The organism is Thermus arciformis (assembly GCF_900102145.1).
Taxonomy (GTDB): domain Bacteria; phylum Deinococcota; class Deinococci; order Deinococcales; family Thermaceae; genus Thermus; species Thermus arciformis.
The window spans coordinates 13,850-33,961 of sequence record NZ_FNBC01000015.1; the positions used below are offsets into that span (position 1 = coordinate 13,850).

At 69.4% G+C, this 20,112-nt stretch carries 23 protein-coding genes; 14 read left to right on the forward strand and 9 right to left on the reverse strand.

The features are described 5' to 3' along the window. Positions 1-3 precede the first annotated feature (3 nt). Positions 4-546 (forward strand): DUF2271 domain-containing protein, encoded by a 543-nt coding sequence (locus BLP62_RS06635; RefSeq protein WP_093007077.1) that lies wholly within the window; start codon positions 4-6, stop codon positions 544-546. Next, a complete protein-coding gene (locus BLP62_RS06640; protein WP_093007079.1) occupies positions 524-1,138 on the forward strand; it encodes a PepSY-associated TM helix domain-containing protein in 615 nt (204 codons plus the stop codon). The genes BLP62_RS06635 and BLP62_RS06640 overlap by 23 nt, the downstream gene beginning before the upstream one ends. A gap of 2 nt (positions 1,139-1,140) precedes the next feature. On the opposite strand, the gene BLP62_RS06645 is transcribed toward BLP62_RS06640, so the two are convergent. Then, positions 1,141-1,635, reverse strand: a complete 495-nt coding sequence (locus BLP62_RS06645) for a chlorite dismutase family protein (RefSeq protein WP_093007081.1) — start codon at positions 1,633-1,635, stop codon at positions 1,141-1,143. Positions 1,636-1,639: 4 nt separating this feature from the next. Then, positions 1,640-2,392, reverse strand: coding sequence for a hydrogen peroxide-dependent heme synthase (gene hemQ / locus BLP62_RS06650; RefSeq protein WP_093007083.1), 753 nt, complete (start codon positions 2,390-2,392; stop codon positions 1,640-1,642). Positions 2,393-2,435: 43 nt separating this feature from the next. Between hemQ and BLP62_RS06655 the strand changes: the two genes are divergently transcribed. Genes BLP62_RS06655 through BLP62_RS06665 form a run of 3 tightly spaced genes read left to right on the forward strand, consistent with a single transcriptional unit; the run spans position 2,436 to position 7,946 of the window. After that, on the forward strand, positions 2,436-3,491 hold the full coding sequence (locus BLP62_RS06655; protein WP_093007085.1) for a mechanosensitive ion channel family protein: 1,056 nt from the start codon (positions 2,436-2,438) through the stop codon (positions 3,489-3,491). A gap of 10 nt (positions 3,492-3,501) precedes the next feature. After that, positions 3,502-5,754, forward strand: coding sequence for a coiled-coil domain-containing protein (locus BLP62_RS06660; protein WP_093007087.1), 2,253 nt, complete (start codon positions 3,502-3,504; stop codon positions 5,752-5,754). Positions 5,755-5,774: 20 nt separating this feature from the next. Then, positions 5,775-7,946 carry a RelA/SpoT family protein gene (locus BLP62_RS06665; RefSeq protein ID WP_093007089.1) on the forward strand — a complete coding sequence of 724 codons (2,172 nt, stop codon included), beginning with the start codon at positions 5,775-5,777 and terminating at the stop codon, positions 7,944-7,946. Here the strand turns inward: BLP62_RS06665 and BLP62_RS06670 are convergent. Further along, the gene (locus BLP62_RS06670; protein ID WP_093007091.1) at positions 7,915-8,322 is read right to left on the reverse strand and encodes a secondary thiamine-phosphate synthase enzyme YjbQ; all 408 of its coding nucleotides are present in this window, start codon (positions 8,320-8,322) and stop codon (positions 7,915-7,917) included. The genes BLP62_RS06665 and BLP62_RS06670 overlap by 32 nt on opposite strands. Position 8,323: 1 nt before the next feature. Further along, positions 8,324-9,115: a class I SAM-dependent methyltransferase gene (locus BLP62_RS06675; RefSeq protein ID WP_093007155.1), complete on the reverse strand. Its 792-nt coding sequence runs from the start codon at positions 9,113-9,115 to the stop codon at positions 8,324-8,326. A gap of 34 nt (positions 9,116-9,149) precedes the next feature. Here BLP62_RS06675 and BLP62_RS06680 point away from each other — a divergent pair, with 34 nt between their 5' ends. The 3 genes from BLP62_RS06680 to BLP62_RS06690 all read left to right on the forward strand — a co-directional run bounded on the left by BLP62_RS06680 (position 9,150) and on the right by BLP62_RS06690 (position 11,614). Beyond that, entirely contained in the window at positions 9,150-10,196 is a 1,047-nt protein-coding gene (locus BLP62_RS06680; RefSeq protein ID WP_093007093.1) for a glucose-1-phosphate thymidylyltransferase, read from the forward strand. A 3-nt stretch (positions 10,197-10,199) separates the two neighbouring features. Further along, positions 10,200-11,084: a biotin--[acetyl-CoA-carboxylase] ligase gene (locus tag BLP62_RS06685; protein ID WP_093007095.1), complete on the forward strand. Its 885-nt coding sequence runs from the start codon at positions 10,200-10,202 to the stop codon at positions 11,082-11,084. A 104-nt stretch (positions 11,085-11,188) separates the two neighbouring features. After that, positions 11,189-11,614 (forward strand): DUF2203 domain-containing protein, encoded by a 426-nt coding sequence (locus BLP62_RS06690; protein ID WP_093007097.1) that lies wholly within the window; start codon positions 11,189-11,191, stop codon positions 11,612-11,614. On the opposite strand, the gene BLP62_RS06695 is transcribed toward BLP62_RS06690, so the two are convergent. Continuing rightward, positions 11,565-11,957, reverse strand: a complete 393-nt coding sequence (locus BLP62_RS06695) for a metallopeptidase family protein (protein ID WP_093007099.1) — start codon at positions 11,955-11,957, stop codon at positions 11,565-11,567. The two genes, BLP62_RS06690 and BLP62_RS06695, sit on opposite strands and share 50 nt — an antisense overlap. Beyond that, positions 11,954-12,367 carry a 23S rRNA (pseudouridine(1915)-N(3))-methyltransferase RlmH gene (locus BLP62_RS06700; RefSeq protein WP_093007101.1) on the reverse strand — a complete coding sequence of 138 codons (414 nt, stop codon included), beginning with the start codon at positions 12,365-12,367 and terminating at the stop codon, positions 11,954-11,956. Before BLP62_RS06700 ends, BLP62_RS06695 begins: the two co-directional genes overlap by 4 nt. 128 nt (positions 12,368-12,495) lie before the next feature. Here BLP62_RS06700 and BLP62_RS06705 point away from each other — a divergent pair, with 128 nt between their 5' ends. Genes BLP62_RS06705 through lpdA form a run of 6 tightly spaced genes read left to right on the forward strand, consistent with a single transcriptional unit; the run spans position 12,496 to position 17,765 of the window. Beyond that, complete coding sequence (locus BLP62_RS06705) at positions 12,496-13,599, forward strand: thiamine pyrophosphate-dependent dehydrogenase E1 component subunit alpha (protein ID WP_093007103.1); 1,104 nt, start codon at positions 12,496-12,498, stop codon at positions 13,597-13,599. 9 nt (positions 13,600-13,608) lie between these two features. Then, positions 13,609-14,583: an alpha-ketoacid dehydrogenase subunit beta gene (locus tag BLP62_RS06710; protein WP_093007105.1), complete on the forward strand. Its 975-nt coding sequence runs from the start codon at positions 13,609-13,611 to the stop codon at positions 14,581-14,583. A 10-nt stretch (positions 14,584-14,593) separates the two neighbouring features. Further along, complete coding sequence (locus BLP62_RS06715; RefSeq protein ID WP_018111076.1) at positions 14,594-14,791, forward strand: type II toxin-antitoxin system HicB family antitoxin; 198 nt, start codon at positions 14,594-14,596, stop codon at positions 14,789-14,791. Beyond that, positions 14,788-15,012, forward strand: coding sequence for a type II toxin-antitoxin system HicA family toxin (locus BLP62_RS06720; protein ID WP_093007107.1), 225 nt, complete (start codon positions 14,788-14,790; stop codon positions 15,010-15,012). The genes BLP62_RS06715 and BLP62_RS06720 overlap by 4 nt, the downstream gene beginning before the upstream one ends. A 7-nt stretch (positions 15,013-15,019) precedes the next feature. Next, a complete protein-coding gene (locus tag BLP62_RS06725) occupies positions 15,020-16,369 on the forward strand; it encodes a dihydrolipoamide acetyltransferase family protein (RefSeq protein WP_093007109.1) in 1,350 nt (449 codons plus the stop codon). 10 nt (positions 16,370-16,379) lie between these two features. Further along, on the forward strand, positions 16,380-17,765 hold the full coding sequence (lpdA, locus tag BLP62_RS06730) for a dihydrolipoyl dehydrogenase (RefSeq protein ID WP_176758161.1): 1,386 nt from the start codon (positions 16,380-16,382) through the stop codon (positions 17,763-17,765). Here lpdA and BLP62_RS06735 read toward each other — a convergent pair. Genes BLP62_RS06735 through BLP62_RS06745 form a run of 3 tightly spaced genes read right to left on the reverse strand, consistent with a single transcriptional unit; the run spans position 17,762 to position 20,099 of the window. Continuing rightward, positions 17,762-18,034, reverse strand: a complete 273-nt coding sequence (locus BLP62_RS06735; protein WP_093007113.1) for an AzlD domain-containing protein — start codon at positions 18,032-18,034, stop codon at positions 17,762-17,764. The two genes, lpdA and BLP62_RS06735, sit on opposite strands and share 4 nt — an antisense overlap. Beyond that, on the reverse strand, positions 18,031-18,681 hold the full coding sequence (locus BLP62_RS06740) for an AzlC family ABC transporter permease (RefSeq protein ID WP_093007115.1): 651 nt from the start codon (positions 18,679-18,681) through the stop codon (positions 18,031-18,033). The genes BLP62_RS06735 and BLP62_RS06740 overlap by 4 nt, the downstream gene beginning before the upstream one ends. Next, a complete protein-coding gene (locus BLP62_RS06745) occupies positions 18,678-20,099 on the reverse strand; it encodes an SAM-dependent methyltransferase (protein WP_241374172.1) in 1,422 nt (473 codons plus the stop codon). The genes BLP62_RS06740 and BLP62_RS06745 overlap by 4 nt, the downstream gene beginning before the upstream one ends. Between the last annotated feature and the right edge of the window lie 13 nt (positions 20,100-20,112).

Sequence of the window (20,112 nt, forward strand, 5' to 3'; positions counted from 1 at the left end):
GAGATGCTGAAGCGCTACTACAGCCGGAGGAGCTTTTTCCGCAGGGTGCTGGGCGGGGCGCTCGCCCTGGGCCTTTCCCGGGCCCAGGCGGGGAAGCCCTGGCCCCAGGGGTTCGTCCTCGAGGTCGCCTTCGCCTACGAGGGCGGGGGCTTCCGCTACCGGGCCCCCTACGTGGCGGCCTACGTGGAGGACGAGAAGGGGAACCTGGTGAGGACCCTGGCCCTCTTCCTCATGCCGGGGAAGGGGGAGCGCTGGTGGGACGCCTTGAGGCGCTACTACCTCCTGGGGGACGTGGCCGCCATGCGCGCCCTCTCCGGCCCCACCCGCCCCCCGGGGCGGTACGCCGTGGCCTGGGACGGCAAGGACGAGCGGGGAAGGACGGTGACCCAGGGCGTCTACTACGTCTGCGTGGAGTACGCCCGGGAGCACGGCCCCTACGAGCTTTTCCGGGAGAAGGTGGAGCTTTCGGACAAGCCCTTCCAGAAGGCCTACACGCTGAAGGGGGAGCTTAAGGAGGTGGTCCTTGACTACCGCAAGAAGGCCTAGGTCTAAAGCGGGCGCCTGGCGGAGCCGGGCCTACACCCTAAGCCGCACCCTCCACCTCTACCTCTCCCTCCTCGCCTTCCTCACCCTCCTCTTCTTCGCCGTCACCGGCCTCACCCTGAACCACCCCGAGTGGTTCGGGGAGGGCGCCCCGAGGAAGTTTTCCGGGACCCTCCCCGGCGCGCCCTACCTCGAGGGCGAGGCCGTGGACTGGCTCCGCCTGGCGGAGGACCTGAGGGCCTTGGGCCTTAGGGGGCGGGTGGCGGACCACGGGGAGGCGGGGGAGGAGGTCTGGGTCTCCTTCCGCGCCCCCGGCTACGCCGCCGACGCCCAGGTGGACCCCAAGACGGGGGCCTACCGCCTGGTGGTCACGGACCACGGCCTGGTGGCCCTGCTCAACGACCTGCACAAGGGGCGGGACACCGGGGGGGGCTGGAGGGTCTTCCTGGACCTCTCCGCCCTCTTCCTCGCCCTGGTGAGCCTCACCGGGCTCCTCCTGGGGGTCCTCCTCCCCAAGACGCGGAAGGCCGCCCTCCTCGTCCTGGGGCTTGGGGCCTTGGCCTTTTTGGCCCTGGCCCTCTGGGCCTCCTTGTAGCCCTACCCCAGGTCGTCCAGGGCCTCGCGGAAGCCCCGGGGAAGGGCCAGGTACCCCCCTTCCGCCACCGCCAAGGGGAAAAGACGGGCCCAAGGCCCCTCCAGAAGGGCCACCCGCTTCCCCCGAAGGAGGCGGGTGCCCTCAGGGGGCAGGACCTCTAGGCCCTGGGGAAAGAAGGCCAGGGCCTCCCCGCTTGGGCCTCCCTCCCCCCGGTCCAGGAAGAGGGCGCGGGCCTCGAGGTAGCCCAGCATCCGGGTCCGGTGCATCTCCCGGCGCAGGGCCTGGAGGGCCTCCAGGTCCTGGGCCCCCTGCCAGAGGAGGAGGTCGGCCTCGGCGGAAAGCCCCACCAGGCTGTAGGCCCCAAGAAACCCCCCTTTGCCCCGGAAGCGGGCGAGGAGGGCGGCAAGCTCCTCCTTCAGGTGCTCCTGGTGCTCGGCCTCGAGGCGGCGGAACTCCGGCAGGAGGCGGAAAAGCCCAAGGGCCCAGAAAAGCTCCATGCCCCTAGCTTACGCCCAGGAAGCGGGCCAGGGCCTCCTCGTCCAGGTACTTGCCCACGAAGAAGGGCCCGAACTCCCCGTAGCGGGCGGAGACCTCGTCAAAGCGCATCTCGTAGACGATCTTCTTGAACTGGATGGGGTCCTCGCTGAAGAGGTCCACCCCCCACTCCCAGTCGTCCAGGCCCTGGGCCCCGCTGATCACCTGCAGGACCTTCCCCTGGTACTTCCGGCCCGTCTCCCCGTGGGCCCGCATGAGGCCCGCCCGTTCCTTGGCGGGGAGCAGGTACCAGTTGTCCTGCCCCTGGCGGCGCTTGTTCATGGGGTAGAAGCAGACGTACCCCGACTTGGGGACCCTGGGGGTGAGGCGGGGCTTCACGTAGGGGGCCTCGGGGTCCAAGGGCTTCTCCTGGCTTCCCAGCTCCACCACGGAGTAAAAGCCGTAGGCCGGGAGGAGGTACTGGGCGAAGAGGCTCCGGTTTAAGGCGGCCTCCAGCTCCAGAAGCTCGTCCAGGCCCTCCCGGAGGTTGAGGAAGAGGAGGTCCGCCTTCTGGGTCACCACCTGGTAGACCCCAAAGGACCCCCGCCCCTCGGCCTCCACCTGGCCCCAGGCCCCGAGGAGCCCCCGAAGCCCCTCCCAGGCCTCCCGGCGCTCCTCGGGGGAAGCCTTGCGCCAGCGGGGGAAGTCCAGCCTGCGGAAATCGTGGAGGACGTGCCAGCCCTCGAGGGTGAAGGTGGGCTCGGGAACGTGCCCTTCCATGCCCTTCACTATACGGCGGGGGGGCTTTGGGTATAGTGCCCCCATGGAGGCTTGGCCGCAACTCGTCCTCACCCTCCTGGTGGCCTGGCTTCTGGGCCGGTACGGGGCGAGGCTTCTGGCCGCCTTGGGGCGCCTCACCCCTAGCGAAGGGGACGACCGCTTCTTCCGCCTCCTGGGCCTCCTCTGGTGGGGGGTGGTCCTCCTCCTCGCGGGGAGCTACCTCGCCCACGCCCTGGGCCTTCCCCAGGAGCCCTTCCGCTCCTGGGGGGCGGGGCTCGCCGCCTGGCTTGGGGAGCGGGGGCTTGCCGCCTTGGCCCTTTTGGCCCTCACCTTCTTGGGCTACCGCCTCGTCCCCCTCCTCCTCCGGGGGCTCCCCGCCCCCGAGGGGGTCCACACCCGGGAGGCGGTGAGGCGGCGCACCCTGAAGGTGGTGTCCGAGTCGGTCCTGAAGGGGGTGGTCCTCCTCCTGGGGGGGCTTTTGCTCCTCTCCAACCTGGGCTTAAACGTCACCGCCCTCCTGGCGGGGGCGGGGGTGGCGGGGCTTGCGGTGAGCTTCGCCGCGCAAAACCTCCTTCGGGACTACATCAACGGCTTCTTCATCCTCCTGGAGGACCAGTACGGGGTGGGGGACATCGTCCAGATCGGCGGGGTGGGGGGGCAGGTGGAGCGCTTCACCCTGCGGCTCACGGTGCTTAGGGACCTCGAGGGCCGGGCCCACTTCATCCCCAACTCCGAGGTGCGCCAGGTGACCGTGCTCACCCAGGAGTGGAGCCGGGCGGTGGTGGACGTGGGGGTGGCCTACAAGGAGGACCTGGACCGGGTCTTGGAGGTCTTCCGGGACGAGGCGGCGCGCTTCTCTCAAGACCCCGAGTGGCAGGCGCGGTTCACGGCCCCCCCCGAGGTCCTGGGGGTCCAGAACCTGGCGGACTCCGCCGTGGTCATCCGGGTCCTCTTCGCCACCAAGCCCGCGGAGCAGTGGGCCGTGGCCCGGGAGTTCCGCCGCCGCATCAAAAACCGGCTGGACCGGGAGGGCATAGAGATCCCCTTCCCCCACCTCAAGCTCTACCTGGGGGAGGCCCTCCGGCTGGAAAGGGGGTAGGCTAAGGGGGATGCGGGACGTCTACGGGGAGATCCTGGAGGCCCTCCGCCCCCACCTGGGGCCCCGGGCCCACGCGGTGCTGGACGAGGGGCTGAAGCGGCTGGGAAAGCGCCCCCATGAGCTCACCCCCAAGGACGGGGAGGTCCTCCTCAAGGGCCTCGTCTTCCGCGAGCTCCAGGCCCGGCTGAGCCCGGGGGAGGCCCGGCAGGTGGTGGAAGGGGTCCTGGCCCGCCTCAAGGAGGAAGCCCCCGGCCTCGAGGCCCTGGAGGAGGCCTTAAAGCGCTTCGGCCTCTACCTGGACTGGCCCGAGGTGGCCCGTCTCCGGACCCTGGTGAACCACCTCCGCCAAAGGCCCGACCCCAAGCTCTTCCGCGAGGCCCAGGAACTGCGGGAGGCCCTGGAGGAAAAGCTGGAGGAGGCCCTTTTGCGCCAGGCCAAGGACCTGGCCCACCTGGAGGAGAGCCTGGAAAGGGTCCGGCACCTGGGGGGGCCCAAGGTGCGCAGGCTGGAAAGCCTCGTGGAGATGGTGCGCCAGGCCCAGGCGGAGGGCCTCTTGGCCCAGGCGGAGGTGGAGCGGGCGAGGAAGCTCGCCCTGGAGCTGCGCAAGCTCCTGGAGTCCAGCGTGGCCCAGCCCCCCACCCTGCCGGAGATCGTCTTTGAAACCGTGGAGGAGGCCCCCAGGCACCCCACGGAGGCCTACCTCACCGTGGAGGAGGCGGGGGACCTGGAAGGGGAGCTGGTCATTGACCTGGAAGCCCTCCCCGAGGAGGCGGCGAGGCGACTCCAGGCCCTGGAGGTGGAGGAGGAAAGGCGGAGGCTGGAAGCCCTCCGCGCCCGCTACGCCCCCCTCCTGGAGCGGGCCACGGTGAGCCCCCTCCTGGCGGAGGTGGAGGCCCTCCTCCAGGCGGGAACCCCCGCGGGGGAGAAGCTCGCCCTCCTGGAAAAAGCCTTCCAGGAGGCCGAGGCCAACCTGCGGGCGGAAAAGCGCGCCCGGCTCATCCAGCTCTCCGAGGCCCTTAGGGCCCTGCCCCTGCCCGAGGAGGCCAAGGCCCCTCTGGAGAGCGCCTTGCGCCTGGCGGAGGAAACCCTAAAGGAGGGGGGCCTCCCCGACCTCCTGCCCCTGGAAGGGGAGCTTAGGCGGCTGGAGGAGGAGGCCAAGCGCCTGGAGGAAGAGGCGAAGCGCCTGGAGGAGGAAAGGCAGGCCCTGAAGGGGGAGCTCGCCCAAAAGGGCGAGGCCTTCCTCCCCCTCCTTCGGGAGCTTGAGGCCCTTCCCCAGGAGGCCCTTCCCGAAAGGCTCCCCGAGATCAAGGCCCGCTACGCCCAACTCCTCAAGGCCCAGGGGGAGGAGGCCGCCCTGAAGGCCAAGCTGGCCGAGGCCTCGGAGGCCCTGGAGGCCCTGCGGGAGGAGGCCCAGGCCCTGGGGCTGGAAGGGGCTTGGGAGGAGGCGAAAAAGGCCCTGGAGGAAGGGAGGCTTGAGGACCTCGAGGCCCTGCGGAAGGCCCTGGGGGAGGCCAGGGCCCGGGCCCGGGGGATGGCCCTGGAAGAGCTGGGCCGCCTCCAGGCCCTGGCGGAGCGCTTCCGGGGCTTCGGGGGGGAGGGGGTGTTGCGGGCCATTGAGGAGGAGAAGGCCAAGCCCCTGCCCGACCCCGCCCCCATCGCCCGGGCCCTCCAGGCCCTGAAGCGCCGGCTGGAGACCAAACGGGAGGAGCTTTTCACCCGCCTCACCGCCTTCTTCCAGGCCCACGCCCGCCTCCAGGGCTTCCAGAGCGAGACGGGCCGCCGCCTAAAGCCCCTCCTCCCGGTGCTGGAAAGCGCCCGGGAAAAGCTCCCCCGCCTCGGGCCCCAGGGGCTCCTCCAGGTGGAAAGCACCCTGGCCCAGGCGGAAGCCCTCCTGGGGGAGCTGGAGAAGGAGGCGGAGGCGGCCAAGGCCGTGCTCCGGGAGCTCAAAGGCGCGGACCTAGAGGCCCTTTTGGAGGCCCTGGGAACCCCTCCCCCTCCCCAGGACCTGGACCGCCTGCGCCTGCCCGGGGTGGAGGCCCTGGGCTACCTGGAAGGGGACCTCCCCCTGCCCAAGGAGCCCCTCTGGAAGCTCAAGGAGGCCCTGGACCGCCTGGACGAGGCCCTGGCCCAAAGGCGGGGCCCCGCGGCCTTGGCCTTCGGGGGGAAGGCCCTGGTCCTCGCCCCCCTAAAGGGGAAGACCCTGGTGGCCCTCCTGGAGCGCCCGGCCCTTTCCGCCTTCCTCCTGGAGCTTTCGGGAAGCTAGCGGGTGCTACACTAAAAGTAGTGGTCGTTCACGACGCCCTCTGGGAACGCCTGGCGGCGCACCTCGCCTACCTCTCCCCCAAGGAGTGGGAGAAGGTCCAGGAGGCCTACCGCTTCGCCGAGGAGGCCCACAGGGGCCAGGTGCGAAGAAGCGGGGAGCCCTACATCACCCACCCCGTGGCCGTGGCGGAGATCCTGGCCTCCTTGCGCATGGACGCCGACACCCTGGCCGCAGGCCTCCTCCACGACACCCTGGAGGACTGCGGGGTGGCGCCCGAGGAGCTGGAGAGGCGCTTCGGCCCCACGGTGCGCCGCCTGGTGGAGGGGGAGACCAAGGTCAGCAAGCTCTACAAGCTGGCGAACCTCGAGGGGGAGGAGCGCCGGGCGGAGGACCTCCGCCAGATGTTCATCGCCATGGCGGAGGACGTGCGCATCATCATCGTCAAGCTGGCGGACCGCCTGCACAACCTCCGCACCCTGGAGCACATGCCCCCCGAGAAGCAAAAGCGCATCGCCCAGGAGACCCTGGAGATCTACGCCCCCCTGGCCCACCGCCTGGGGATGGGCCAGCTCAAGTGGGAGCTGGAGGACCTCTCCTTCCGCTACCTCCACCCCGAGGCCTACCAGGGGCTCCTCCTTCGCCTAGAGGAGACCCAGGAGGCCCGGGAGCGCCTGGTGAAGAAGGCCATGGCCCTCCTGGAGGAGGCCTTGAGGCGGGACGAGCTCCTCCAGGCCCAGCTCCAGGGCTTTGAGGTCACGGGCCGGCCCAAGCACCTCTACTCCATCTGGAAGAAGATGGAGCGGGAGGGCAAGGCCCTGGAGCAGATCTACGACCTCCTGGCGGTGCGGGTGATCCTGGACCCCAAGCCAAGCCCCACGGAGGACCTGCGGGAGAAGCAGGTCTGCTACCACGTCCTGGGCCTGGTCCACGCCCTCTGGCAGCCCATCCCGGGCCGGGTCAAGGACTACATCGCCGTGCCCAAGCCCAATGGCTACCAGAGCCTCCACACCACGGTCATCGCCCTGGAGGGCCTGCCCTTGGAGGTGCAGATCCGCACCCAGAAGATGCACCGGGTGGCGGAGTACGGCATCGCCGCCCACTGGCTCTACAAGGAAGGCCTCACCGACCCCGAGGAGCTCAAAAGGCGGGTCTCCTGGCTCAAGAACATCCAGGAGTGGCAGCAGGAGTTCAGTAGCTCCCGGGAGTTCGTGGAGGCGGTGACCCGGGACCTCCTGGGAGGGAGGGTCTTCGTCTTCACCCCCAAGGGGCGGATCATCAACCTCCCCAAGGGGGCCACCCCGGTGGACTTCGCCTACCACATCCACACGGAGGTGGGGCACCACATGGTGGGGGCCAAGGTGAACGGGCGCATCGTCCCCCTTTCCTACGAGCTGCAAAACGGGGAGATCGTGGAGATCCTCACCGCCAAAAACGCCCACCCCTCCAAGGGCTGGCTGGAGTTCGCCAAGACCCGGAGCGCCAAGAGCAAGATCCGCCAGTACTTCCGCGCCAGGGAGCGCCAAGAGACCCTGGAAAGGGGCCAGGAGCTTCTGGAGCGCTACCTGAAGCGCAAAGGGCTTCCCAAGCCCACGGACAGCCAGCTGGAGGAGGCGGCCAAGAGGCTTGGCCTCACCCCCTCCCCCGAGGAGCTTTACCTGGCCTTGGCCCTAAACCGCTTAACCCCCAGGCAGGTGGCGGAAAAGCTCTACCCCAAGGCCCTCTCCAAGCCGGAGAAGCCCAAGGCCACCCCCAAGAACCAGTGGGGCATCCGCCTGGAGCAAGACCTCGAGGCCCCCATCCGCCTGGCCTCCTGCTGCGAGCCCATGAAGGGGGACAGCATCCTGGGCTTCGTCACCCGGGGCCGGGGGGTCACGGTGCACCGGGCGGACTGCCCCAACCTGCGCCGCATCCTCCAGGGCCCCGAGGCGGACCGGGTCATCGGGGCCTACTGGGAAGGGGTGGGGGGGAAGGTGGCCACCCTCGAGGTCCTGGCCCAGGACCGGGCCGGGCTTCTCCGGGACGTGATGCAGGTGGTGGCCGAGGCGGGGAAGAGCGCCCTGGGCTCGGAGACCCGCATCCTGGGCCCCCTGGCCCGCATCCGCCTCCGCCTCACGGTGCAAGACGGGGAGCGGGAGGCCCTGGTGGAGGCCCTAAAGGGGGTCAAAAGCGTCCAGGAGGTGCGCTGGGTGTAAGGGGTTGGACCCAGACCTCCCGGGTCCTGGGGCCATCGTACTCCGCCAGGAAGACCTGCTGCCACCGCCCGAGGCGAAGCCTTCCCCCCTCGGCGAAGAGGAGGAGAAAGACCCCCGTGAGGAGGGTCTTCAGGTGGGCGTGGGTGTTGCCCTCGGCGTGGCGGTCCTTGGGGTGGAACCTGGGGGCGAGCTCGGCAAGCCGCGCCAGGAGGTCCTGGGCCACGTGGGGGTCGGCCCCCTCCTGCAGGGTGAGGCCGCAGGTGGTGTGGGGGACGAAGAGGTAGACCAGGCCCGTGTGCCCTTCCAAAAGCCCTTCCACCGCCTCCGTGATGTTCACCAGGCCTTCCTTGGGGGTGCGGACGTAAAGGGTCTTCATCTCAGGAAAGGCGCGTGACCCGCAGGAAAAACCGCTTCTCCACCGCAAAGGGGCGGTCCAGGTCGCCGAACTCCGCCTCGGCCCAATCCCAAAGCCGGGCCATGGCCCTCTCGTGGACCTCCGGGGGCACCCCTTGGGTGAAGGAGTAGAGCCTCTCCTGCAGGGCCTCGAGGGCCTCCCGGGGAGTGCGCTCCTCCCGCCAGGCCACCACCTCCCGGGTCCTGGGCCTAAGGCCGAGGCGCCGCAGGGCCTCCTCCACCTCCTGAAGCCGCCTCCCGTGGAGGCCCCGCTCCACCATCACCCCTTCCGCCTCCACCAGGGCCCGCCAGCGCTCCTGTAGGCGGCAGTCCGCCTCGGCCTCCACCCGGTCCCACCCCTCCAGGAGGACCCCCCCCGGCTTCAGCACCCGCAGGGCCTCGGCCAGGGCCCGGGGCCAGTCGGGGAGGAGGTGCCAGAGGTGGACCACGATCACCCCGTGCACCTCCTCGGAAGGCAGGGGGATCTCCCGGGCGTCCGCCAGGAGGAGGCGCACCTTGCGCATGACCCCCGCCACCTTCTGCCGGAAGACCTCCAGCATGGCCGGGTTGCTGTCCAGAGCGATGTACCGGTACCCGCGGGCGATGAGGGGCAGGGCGATCCGCCCCGTGCCCACGCCGAGCTCCAGGAGGACGGGCTCCTCGCCCTTCGCCTGGAGGGCGTTGGCGATCCCCGTGGCGATGCGCCCCGCCACCTCCGGCGGGTAGGCCCGGAGGCGGTCGTAGGCGTAGGCCGCCCGGGTGAGGGCGCTGGACATCTCCTCCTCCATTGTACGGGGTATACTCCCGGGCATGAAGGGGCTCATCCTGGCCGCGGGCAGAGGCACGAGGCTCCGCCCCCTAACCCACACCCGGCCCAAGCCGGTGATCCGGGTGGCGGGGCGGCCCATCATCCACTACGCCGTGGAGAACCTCCTGGCCGCAGGGATGGAGGAGATCGGGGTGGTGGTCTCCCCGGAGACGGAGAAGGACATCCGCGAGGCCCTTTCCGGATACAAGGTGCGCTACCTCCTGCAGGAGGAGCCCCAGGGCCTGGCCCACGCGGTGGCCGTGGCCCGGGGCTTCCTGGGGGACGGCCCCTTCGTGCTCTACCTGGGGGACAACCTCTTCCAACGGGGGATTGGGCGCTTCCTCGAGGCCTTCCGCGAGGGGGTGAGCGCGGTCTTGGCCCTGGTGCGGGTGAAAGACCCCCGGCAGTTCGGGGTGGCGGTGCTGGAGGGAGACCGCATCGTGCGCCTTTTGGAAAAGCCCAAGGAGCCCCCCTCGGACCTGGCGGTGGCCGGGGTCTACGTCTTCGGCCCCGAGATCTGGGAGACGGTAGAGGGCCTCAAGCCCTCGGCCCGGGGAGAGTACGAGATCACCGACGCCATCCAGGGTCTCATTGACCGGGGGAGGAAGGTGGTGGGGGTGGAGGTGGAGGGCTGGTGGAAGGACACGGGCCGCCCCCAGGACCTCCTGGACGCGAACCGCCTCCTCCTGGAGGAGCTCTCCCCCAAGGTGGAGGGGGAGGTGGTGAAAAGCCAGCTCACGGGCCGGGTGGTGGTGGAGAAGGGGGCCAAGGTGGTGGGGAGCACCGTCATCGGCCCCGCCTTCATCGGGGAGGGGGCGGTGGTGGAGGAGGCCTACGTGGGGCCCTTCACCTCCTTGGGGCCGGGGGCGCGGGTGGTGCGCGCGGAGGTGGAGTACTCCATCCTCGAGGACCACGCCCTTCTGGAAGACGTGGCCCTGCGCCTCCAGGAGAGCATCCTCGGGGTGGGGGCCGAGGTGCGAAGCCGAAACGGCCTCCCCCGGGCCCACCGCCTCATCCTCGGGGACCTCTCCCAGGTGGAGCTGGCCTGAGGGATGCCCGGGCTTTTGGACCTCCTCACGGAGTCCTGGCAAAGCGGCGAGGCCCTGGCCCGAGCCTTGGGGGTGAGCCGGGCCGCCGTCTCCAAGGAGGCCGGGCGGCTCCGGGCGGAAGGCTACCCCGTGGAGGTCTCCCGCCGGGGCTACCGCATCCTCCCCGGGACCCCCCTCCCCCACCTCTTCCGCCCCCAAGGCCGCCTGGGGAGGCCCTACCGCTACCTGGGCCGGGTGGGGAGCACCCAGGACGTCCTAAGGGCCTGGGCCGAGGAGGGCGCCCCCGAGGGGGCCCTGGTCCTCGCCGAGGTCCAGGAAAGGGGCCGGGGCAGGCGGGGCCGCCCCTGGGAAAGCCGCCCCGGGGGAAGCCTCACCTTTTCCCTCCTCCTGAGGCCAAGCCTCCCCCTCCCCGCCCTCGGGCTTTTGCCCCTCCTCGCAGGCCTCGCCCTCGTGGAAGCGGTGGGGGTGGGGGGGCTCAAGTGGCCCAACGACCTCCTGGCCCAAGACGGGCGCAAGCTCGCCGGGGTGCTCCTGGAGGCCAAGGCCGAGGGGGAGGAGGTGGCCTACGCCCTCCTCGGCGTGGGGGTGAACGTGGCCTGGGCCCCGGAAGGGGCGGCCTTCCTCCAGGAGTTCGCCCCCCTCTCCCGGCGGGAGGTGCTGGAAGGCTTCCTCCTGAGGCTGGAGGCCCTCCTTCCCCTCCTGGAAACCCCGGAAGCCCTTCTGGACCGCTACCGCCAGGCCTCCTACACCCTGGGGCGAAGGGTGCGGGTGCGCACGGGAAGGGGGGTGGTGGAGGGCCTGGCCGAGGACGTCCTCCCCGACGGGAGCCTCCTCGTGGGCGGGGTGCGGGTGGGGGCGGGGGAGGTGGAGCTTTTGCCCCTCCTTTAACCCACCCCATGCGGGCTTGCGCCAGCACGGGGGCCCCAGCCCCAGGGGTATGAGTGAGGTAGGCTTAGATTTTCCCAAGCAGATGTGCTAGGATAGGGGCAGGTATGTTCGCCCGCATCTTCACCAAGGAAGAGGCCGACGCCCTCCTGCCCGAGCTCCGGAGGGTCCTCCGGGAGATGCGCCAGGCCCGCGAGGAGCTCAAGGCGCTCCAGGCCCGTCTCCCCGAGGCCCGGGGGCTTGAGCGGCGGGCCCTGGAGGAGGAGGCCCGCTTCCTCCTGGGCTCCCTCGAGGCCGATGCCCGCTACCTGGCCTCCCTGGGCGTCTTCCTCAAAGACCTGGACCGGGGCCTGGTGGACTTCCCCGCCCGCCTCGGGGGCGAGGTGGTCTTCCTCTGCTGGCAGGAAGGGGAGCCCGAGGTGGCCCACTACCACCCCCTCTCCGGGGGCTTCGCCGAGCGCAGGCCCCTCGCCGAGGAGGCCCCTACCCTTCCCCAGGAGGCCCGCCCCGGCGAAAGGCGTCCAGGCGCCTGAGGTCCTCCCGGACGAGGTCGTCCCGCCCCGCCAGGGACTCCAGGTGGTGCTTAAGCTCGTGGAGGAGGGTTTCCCACGCCTCGGCCTCCCAGTCAAACCCCTCCCCCGCCACCTCCCGGAAGGAGCCATAGTAGAGGGCGATGTGCCGCCCCAAGCCCTCAAACCCCCCGAAGGCCGAGGGCGGCCCCGGGTCCAGGTACTCCCCCAGGCGCCACACGCCCCAAAGCCCCGGCTCCGGCTTGGCCTGAGGTAGGACGTGCACCCCCTGAAGCCCCCGCTTGAACTCCTCGGGGACCTCCTCCCAAAGCCTCTCCACCAGCTTTACGAAGGCCTCGTAGGTCATGGCCGGTGGTAGGGGTGCCCCGCCCTCAAGGTCAGGACGCGGTAGAGCTGCTCCATGAGGACGAGGAGGGCGAGCTCGTGCTGCAGGGTCAGGGGGGAGAGGGCAAGGAGGAGGTCCGCCTCCCGCCGCACCGCCTCCGGGTGCCCCTCGGCCCCGCCCACGAGGAAGGCCACCCGCTCCCCCTCCCAGGCAAGGAGCCTCCGGTAGAACTCCTCGGTGGTCAAGAGCCTTCCCCGCTCGTCCAGGACCACCTTCCGGTGGCCCTCCGCCCGGGGGAGGAGCTCCTCCCCTCTCCGAACGAAGACCAGGTCCAAGGGGGCGTACCTCCGGATGCGCTCGGCGTACTCCTCCACCCCAAGCCGGGCGTAGGCCAGCCGGGGCCGGCCCACGGCCACCACGCGAAGGCGCACGCCTCCATCCTAAAGGGGTATACTCGGGGCGAAGGGAAAGTGGGGTCCAAACCCACCCCCGACAAGGAGGCCAGGCCCTTACCCAGGGCGGGCTTCCCGGCGCCACAAGCGCCAAGAAGGAGGGTGCCATGGTCAAGGAGACCCATCGGTTCCAACCCTTCACCGAGGAGCCCATAAGGCTCATCGGGGAGGAAGGGGAGTGGCTTGGGGGCTTCCCCTTGGACCTCGAGGGGGAGAAGCTACGGAGGCTCTACCGGGACATGCTGGCGGCCCGGATGCTGGACGAGCGCTACACCATCCTCATCCGCACGGGCAAGACCAGCTTCATCGCCCCGGCCGCGGGGCACGAGGCCGCCCAGGTGGCCATCGCCCACGCCCTCCGGCCGGGCTTTGACTGGGTCTTCCCCTACTACCGCGACCACGGCCTGGCCCTGGCCCTAGGGATCCCCCTCAAGGAGCTCTTCGGCCAGATGCTCGCCACCCAGGCCGACCCCAACAAGGGCCGCCAGATGCCCGAGCACCCCGGCTCCAAGGCCCTCCACTACTTCACCGTGGCGAGCCCCATCGCCTCCCACGTCCCCCCCGCCGCGGGGGCCGCCATCAGCATGAAGCTCCTCCGCACGGGCCAGGTGGCGGTCTGCACCTTCGGGGACGGGGCCACGAGCGAAGGGGACTGGTACGCCGGGATCAACTTCGCCGCCGTGCAGGGGGCCCCGGCGGTCTTCATCGCCGAGAACAACTTCTACGCCATCAGCGTGGACTACCGCCACCAGACCCACAGCCCCACCCTCGCCGAGAAGGCCCACGCCTTCGGCATCCCCGGCTACCTGGTGGACGGGATGGACGTGCTGGCCAGCTACTACGTGGTCAAGGAGGCGGTGGAGCGGGCGAGAAGGGGGGAGGGCCCAAGCCTCGTGGAGCTCAGGGTCTACCGCTACGGTCCCCACTCCTCCGCCGACGACGACAGCCGCTATCGGCCCAAGGAGGAGGTGGCCTTCTGGCGGAAGAAGGACCCCATCCCCCGCTTCCGGCGCTTCCTCGAGGCCAGGGGCCTCTGGAACGAGGAGTGGGAGGAGGACGTGCGGGAGGAGATCCGGGCCGAGCTGGAACGGGGCCTCGAGGAGGCGGAAGAAGCGGGCCCTGTGCCCCCCGAGTGGATGTTTGCAGACGTCTTCGCCGAAAAGCCCTGGCATCTCCTGCGCCAGGAAGCCCTTCTCAAGGAGGAACTCTAGGGGGTGGGTATGGCCCTCATGACCATGGTGCAGGCCCTGAACCGGGCCCTGGACGAGGAGATGGCCAAGGACCCCCGGGTGGTGGTCCTGGGGGAGGACGTGGGGAAAAGGGGCGGGGTCTTCCTCGTGACCGAGGGGCTTCTCCAGAAGTACGGCCCCGACCGGGTCCTGGACACCCCCCTCTCCGAGGCGGCCATCGTGGGGGCCGCTTTGGGCATGGCCGCCCACGGCCTGAGGCCCGTGGCCGAGATCCAGTTCGCCGACTACATCTTCCCGGGCTTTGACCAGCTCGTAAGCCAAGTGGCCAAGCTCCGCTACCGCTCGGGGGGCCAGTTCACCGCGCCCTTGGTGGTGCGGATGCCCTCCGGGGGCGGGGTGAGGGGCGGGCACCACCACTCCCAAAGCCCCGAGGCCCACTTCGTCCACACCGCCGGGCTCAAGGTGGTGGCCGTCTCCACCCCCTACGACGCCAAGGGCCTCCTCAAGGCCGCCATCCGCGACGAGGACCCCGTGGTCTTCCTGGAGCCCAAGAGGCTCTACCGCTCGGTGAAGGAGGAGGTGCCCGAGGAGGACTACACCCTCCCCATCGGCAAAGCCGCCCTAAGGCGGGAGGGGAAGGACCTCACCCTCATCGGCTACGGCACCGTGATGCCCGAGGTCTTGCAGGCGGCGGAAGAGCTGGAGAAGGCGGGGGTTTCCGCCGAGGTGTTGGACCTCCGCACCCTCATGCCCTGGGACTACGAGGCGGTGATGAACTCCGTGGCCAAGACGGGGAGGGTCATCCTGGTCTCCGACGCCCCCAGGCACGCGAGCTTCGTGAGCGAGGTGGCGGCCACCATCGCCGAGGACCTCCTGGACATGCTCCTCGCCCCTCCCATCCGGGTCACGGGGTTTGACACCCCCTACCCCTACGCCCAGGACAAGCTCTACCTGCCCACCGTCACCCGCATCCTGAACGCCGCCAAGCGGGCGCTAGACTACTGAAGGAGGGAGCATGCGTTTGAAAGTGGTCCTGGAAAAAAGCGAGGAAGGAGGGTACACCGTCTACGTACCGGCCCTTCCCGGTTGTATTAGCGAGGGGGACACCCTCGAGGAGGCCTTGGCCAACATCCGCGAGGCCATAGCCCTCTATCTGGAGCCGTTAGAGGAAAAACTCCCGGAGAACGCCGAGCTGGCCGAGGTAGAGGTTTGAAGATCCCCTCCTTGTCCTACAAGCGGGTGGTCAGGGCGCTGGAAAAGGCGGGCTTTCAGGTGGTACGTCAACGGGGAAGCCACATCCGGATGGAAAAAGAGGTGGAGGGAAAGCGGATCATCGTCATCGTACCCGCACACATCCCCATCAAACGCTCCACTTTAGCCCACATCCTTAAGGATGCCCAGCTTCCCCTTGAAGATTTTCTAGATCTGATCTAGGAGAACTATGCCCAAGGAAATCCTCATGCCCGAACTCGCCGAAAGCGTGGTGGAAGGCGAGATCCTGAAGTGGCTGGTGGAGGAAGGGGACTACCTGAAGAAGGACCAGCCCTTCGTGGAGGTGATGACCGACAAGGTCACGGTGGAGCTCCCCTCCCCTTACGAGGGGGTGCTCCTGAAGAAGCTGGCCAAGGAGGGGGAGGTGGTCAAGGTCCACGCCCCCATCGCCCTCATCGCCGAGCCCGGCGAGGCGGCGGAGGCCCCCCCGGTGCAGGCGGTGGAGGAGCGCTCCATCGTGGAGCCGGGCCTGCCCGCGAAGGAGGAAAAGGAGGACCTCTCCCTCTTCAAGCCGGACCCCACCCAGGTGGCGGTGAAAAACCCCTTCCTCTCCGAAAAGCCCCAGGAGGGAGCGAGGCCGGGACGGGTCCTCGCCGTCCCCGCCGCCAGGAAGCTCGCCCGGGAGCTCGGGATCCCCATTGAGGAGGTGCCGGGCTCGGGGCCTCTGGGCAGGGTCCGGGTGGAGGACGTGCGGGCCTACGCCGAGCGGAGGAAGGCCCCGTCCCCGGCGCAGGCGCCTTCTCCAGAGGCGCCCCAGGCGCCCCCTTCCGGCTTCCCGCCCCCGCCCAAGTACGCCCCGCCCAAGGGGTACGAGCACCTGGAGGAGCGGGTGCCGCTAAGGGGGATCCGCCGCACCATCGCCCAGGGGCTCTGGCAGAGCCACCTCTACACGGTGCGCACCCTCAACGTGGACGAGGCCGACCTCACGGAGCTCGTGGCCCTTCGCGAGCGCCTCAAGCCCCAGGCCGAGGCCCAAGGGGTCAAGCTCACCTACCTGCCCTTCATCGTCAAGGCGGTGGTGCGGGCCCTGAAGAAGTTCCCCATGCTGAACACCAGCCTGGACGAGGAACGGCAGGAGATCGTCTACAAGCGCTACTACCACATCGGCCTCGCCGTGGCCACCGAGCGGGGCCTCATCGTCCCCGTGGTGCGGGACGCGGACCGGAAGAGCGTCTTGGAGCTCGCCCGGGAGATCGCCGAGCTCTCCCAGAAGGCGCGGGAGGGGCGCCTTTCCCCGGAGGAGGTCACGGGGTCCAGCTTCACCATCACCAACATCGGTTCCGTGGGAGCCACCTTGAGCTTCCCCATCATCCACCTGCCGGACGCGGCCATCCTCGGCGTGCACTCCATAAGGAAGCGCCCCTGGGTCATGCCGGACGGCTCCATAAGGCCGCGGGACATCATGTTCCTCTCCCTCTCCTTTGACCACCGCCTGGTGGACGGGGCCGAGGCGGCCATGTTCACCCGGGAGGTCATCAGGCTCTTGGAAAACCCCGACCTCCTCCTTCTGGAAATGTAGGATGACGCCCATGAAGACCTACGACCTCATCGTGATCGGCACGGGCCCGGGCGGCTACCACGCCGCCATCCGGGCCGCCCAGCTTGGCCTCAAGGTGCTGGCGGTGGAGGCCGCCGAGGTGGGAGGTGTCTGCCTCAACGTGGGCTGCATCCCCACCAAGGCCCTCCTCCACGCCGCCGAGACCCTCCACCACCTGAAGGTGGCCGAGGGGTTTGGCCTGAAGGCCAAGCCGGAACTCGACCTAAAGAGGCTCGGCGGCTGGCGGGACCAGGTGGTGAACAAGCTCACCGGGGGCGTGGGCACCCTCCTCAAGGGGAACGGGGTGGAGCTCCTCCGGGGCTCCGCCCGCTTGGTGGGCCCCAAGGAGGTGGAGGTGGGGGGCGAGCGTTACGGGGCGAAAAGCCTGATCCTCGCCACGGGGAGCGAGCCCCTGGAGCTTAAGGGCTTCCCCTTCGGGGAGGACATTTGGGACTCCACCCGGGCCCTAAGGGTGGAGGAAGGAATCCCCAAGAGGCTTCTCGTCATCGGCGGGGGAGCGGTGGGGCTGGAGTTCGGCCAGATCTACCGCCGCCTGGGGGCGGAGGTGACCCTCATTGAGTACATGCCGGAGATCCTCCCCCAAGGCGACCCCGAGACCGCCGCCCTCCTAAGGCGCGCCCTGGAAAAGGAGGGGATAAGGGTCCGCACCAGGACCAAGGCCGTGGGCTACGAGAAGAAGGGGGACGGGCTCCACGTGCGCCTCGAGGCCGCCAAGGGGGGCGGGGGCGAGGAGGTGGTGGTGGACAAGATCCTGGTGGCCGTGGGCCGGAAGCCCCGCACGGAGGGCCTGGGCCTGGAAAGGGCCGGGGTGGAGGTGGACGCGCGGGGCTTCATCCGGGTAAACGCCCGGATGGAGACCTCCGTCCCCGGGGTCTACGCCATCGGCGACGCGGCCCGCCCTCCGCTCCTCGCCCACAAGGCCATGCGGGAGGGGCTCATCGCCGCCGAGAACGCCGCCGGCAAGGACAGCGCCTTTGACTACCAGGTCCCGAGCGTGGTCTACACCTCCCCCGAGTGGGCCGGGGTGGGCCTCACCGAGGAGGAGGCGAGGCGGGCGGGCTACAAGGTGAAGGTGGGGAAGTTCCCCCTCGCCGCATCGGGGCGGGCCCTCACCCTGGGCGGGGCCGAGGGGATGGTCAAGGTGGTGGGGGACGAGGAGACGGACCTCCTCCTCGGGGTCTTCATCGTGGGGCCCCAGGCGGGGGAGCTCATCGCCGAGGCCGCCTTGGCCCTGGAGATGGGGGCCACCCTCACCGACCTCGCCCTCACCGTCCACCCCCACCCCACCCTCTCGGAAAGCCTCATGGAGGCGGCGGAGGCCTTCCACAAGCGGGCCATCCACATCCTGAACCGCTAGAGAAGGCCCAAAAGCCCGTAAAGCCCCGCCCCCAGGAAGACGGCGAGGCCGAGGTTTCCCGTAAGGCGCGCCCCCATGTAGGTGCCAAGAAGGGCTAAAAGGGCGCGGAGCCACTCGGAGGAAGGGGGCGGGCCGAAGGCGGAAACCAGGAAAAGGGCCACCACCAAGGCGGGCCCCGCCTGGCCCGCCTTTAGGCCTTTTTCCGCCCGCCAGGGCAGGAACCGGAGGAGAAAGGTGCCCAGGGCCAGAAGGAGAAGGGCCAAGGTCATGGACGCCTCCTTTCGCCCAATCCCTTTCCAAGAAGCCCGATGACCCCCGCCAGGAAGAGGCCCCAGGCCGTCTGGCCCAGGAGGTGGAAGCCCAGGGCCACCCCGCCCGCCAGCAAGGCCACGGGGTTCTTCAGGTGGGGCAGGGCCAGGAGGAAGAAAAGGGCGGGAAGGGCGAAGGAAAGGGCCTCCCCCAAACCCGGAAAGGCCAGTAGCCCCTGGGCCCCCAAGGCCCCGAGGGCGGTGCCCAGGTTCCAGGAGAGGTAGGCGCCGAGGCCCAAGCCCAGGAAGTAGCCCCGCCTTTCCCCCGGGGGAAGGGTGGGAAGGGCCCTCAAGGCCACGGCGAAGACCTCGTCGGTGAGGAAGAAGGCCTCCACGGGACCTCCCTTCAGGTAGGGCCTCAGGGCGGGGCCGTAGAAGGCGTGGCGCAGGTTGAGGAGAAGGCCCAAAAGGGCCGCCAACAAGGGCGGGACCCCCTGGGCCAAAAGCCCCACCAGGGCGAACTGGCTGGTCCCGGCGAAGACCAGGAGGGAGGTGAGCTGGACCCAAAGGGGGCTGAGCCCCGCCTGCGCCCCCAAGGCGCCGAAGGCCACGGCCACGGGGAAATACCCCAAGGCGATGGGCCAAGCTGCCCGTAGTCCCCGCTTCATTTGGGCCTCCTCAGGAGGAAGAGGTGGGTGCCCCCGTCCCAAGAACCGCTGCCATGGGTGGCAAACAAACGGTGGTGGTGCTCCAGCTCAAAGCCCACGGCAAAGGCCAGCTCCAAAAAACGGCGGGGATAGGTCTTGGTCTCCACCTCGTAGTCCAGCCCGGCCAGAAGGGCCTGGAGCTCCAGCCGCGCAAAGGCAGCGAAGGGATCGGAACGCGTTTCTAGGTCTCGCTCAGCCTCCTCGGCCAAGGCCCTAAGGCCTCGGGACTCTCCTTGCAGGGCTAGCAGGCGTAAAGCCCAAAGGGCCTCCGTTTCCTCCAAGGGAAAGGGGAGCAGGTAGGCCGTGTGGTGAAGCACCAGGTTCCGGGCCCGCTCCTCTCGGGTGGTGAAGGGACTCAAAAACTCGTCCGCCACCGCCAAAAGGCCCCCAGGGCGCAAGAGCCGGTAAGCCTTCTCTAAGAAGCGCCACGTGGACATGTGGTGGCTGGCCCCCACGCAGACGATCAGGGGAAAGGTTTCCTCCGAATCCAAAAGGGTGAAATCCTCAGGCAACACCTCCACGCCTGGGACCAACTGGGCCAAGGCTTGCCTCGAGGCCGGACTGGGTCCCACCGCCACAGGCTCCAAATGGGGCAACAGCTCCAAGAGCAGGAGAAGGTGATGCCCGGGCCCCGTGCCCACGTCCAAAAACCTTCCCCTCTCCAGGCCCACGGCCTGCAGCCCATAGGCCAGAAAAAGGGGCTGCCTGGCGTAGCCGGGATGGAGGAGTTCCACCCGGGCGTAGAGGTCCACGGAGATGCGACTTTCCCAATCCTCTTCCTTCAACGAGCCCACAGGAGGCCGCGCGGTTTGGACGAGAAGGGGGGCCGGGTCGGCCACTTCCCCCTTAAGGAGCAACCCCTCCCAAGCCAGGGTCCGTAGGAGGAGGCTGGGGCTTTGCCCATGGGACCTCAGATCTTCTGTAGGGGCATGGAGGAGGGCCAAGGCCTCGCCCAAAAGCCCCTGGGCCTCGAGGCGGGGTAAGGGGGCCAAAGGGAGGCTAAAGAGGTAGGTGCGGTTTGCGCCCCAACGAACAAAAACCCCTTCCTGGAACCCCGGCGCAAGCCAGCGGCCTTCCAAGGCCAGCCCCCCCACCCCTAGGCTCACCTCCCACAGGGCCAAGGAGGCTTTCTCCGGGCTACCAGCCTCCCCTTGCGGCCGGGGAGGCAGTGGGTAGTGCAGGAAAACCAGGAGGCTCGCCCCCTCCTCGCTTGCGTACACATGGGGTTCATCCCCAGCGAACTCCACCTCTTCCCCCGGCCCCACCTCCCTGCCCGGAGGCGGTCCCACCCTGGCCTTCCCCCTTAGGCCGATGACCCGCTCACGAAGCCCCCGCTCGTGCGCCTCCGCCCAACGCACAGAACGGGGGGCGAGGTCCATACGGTACACCTCC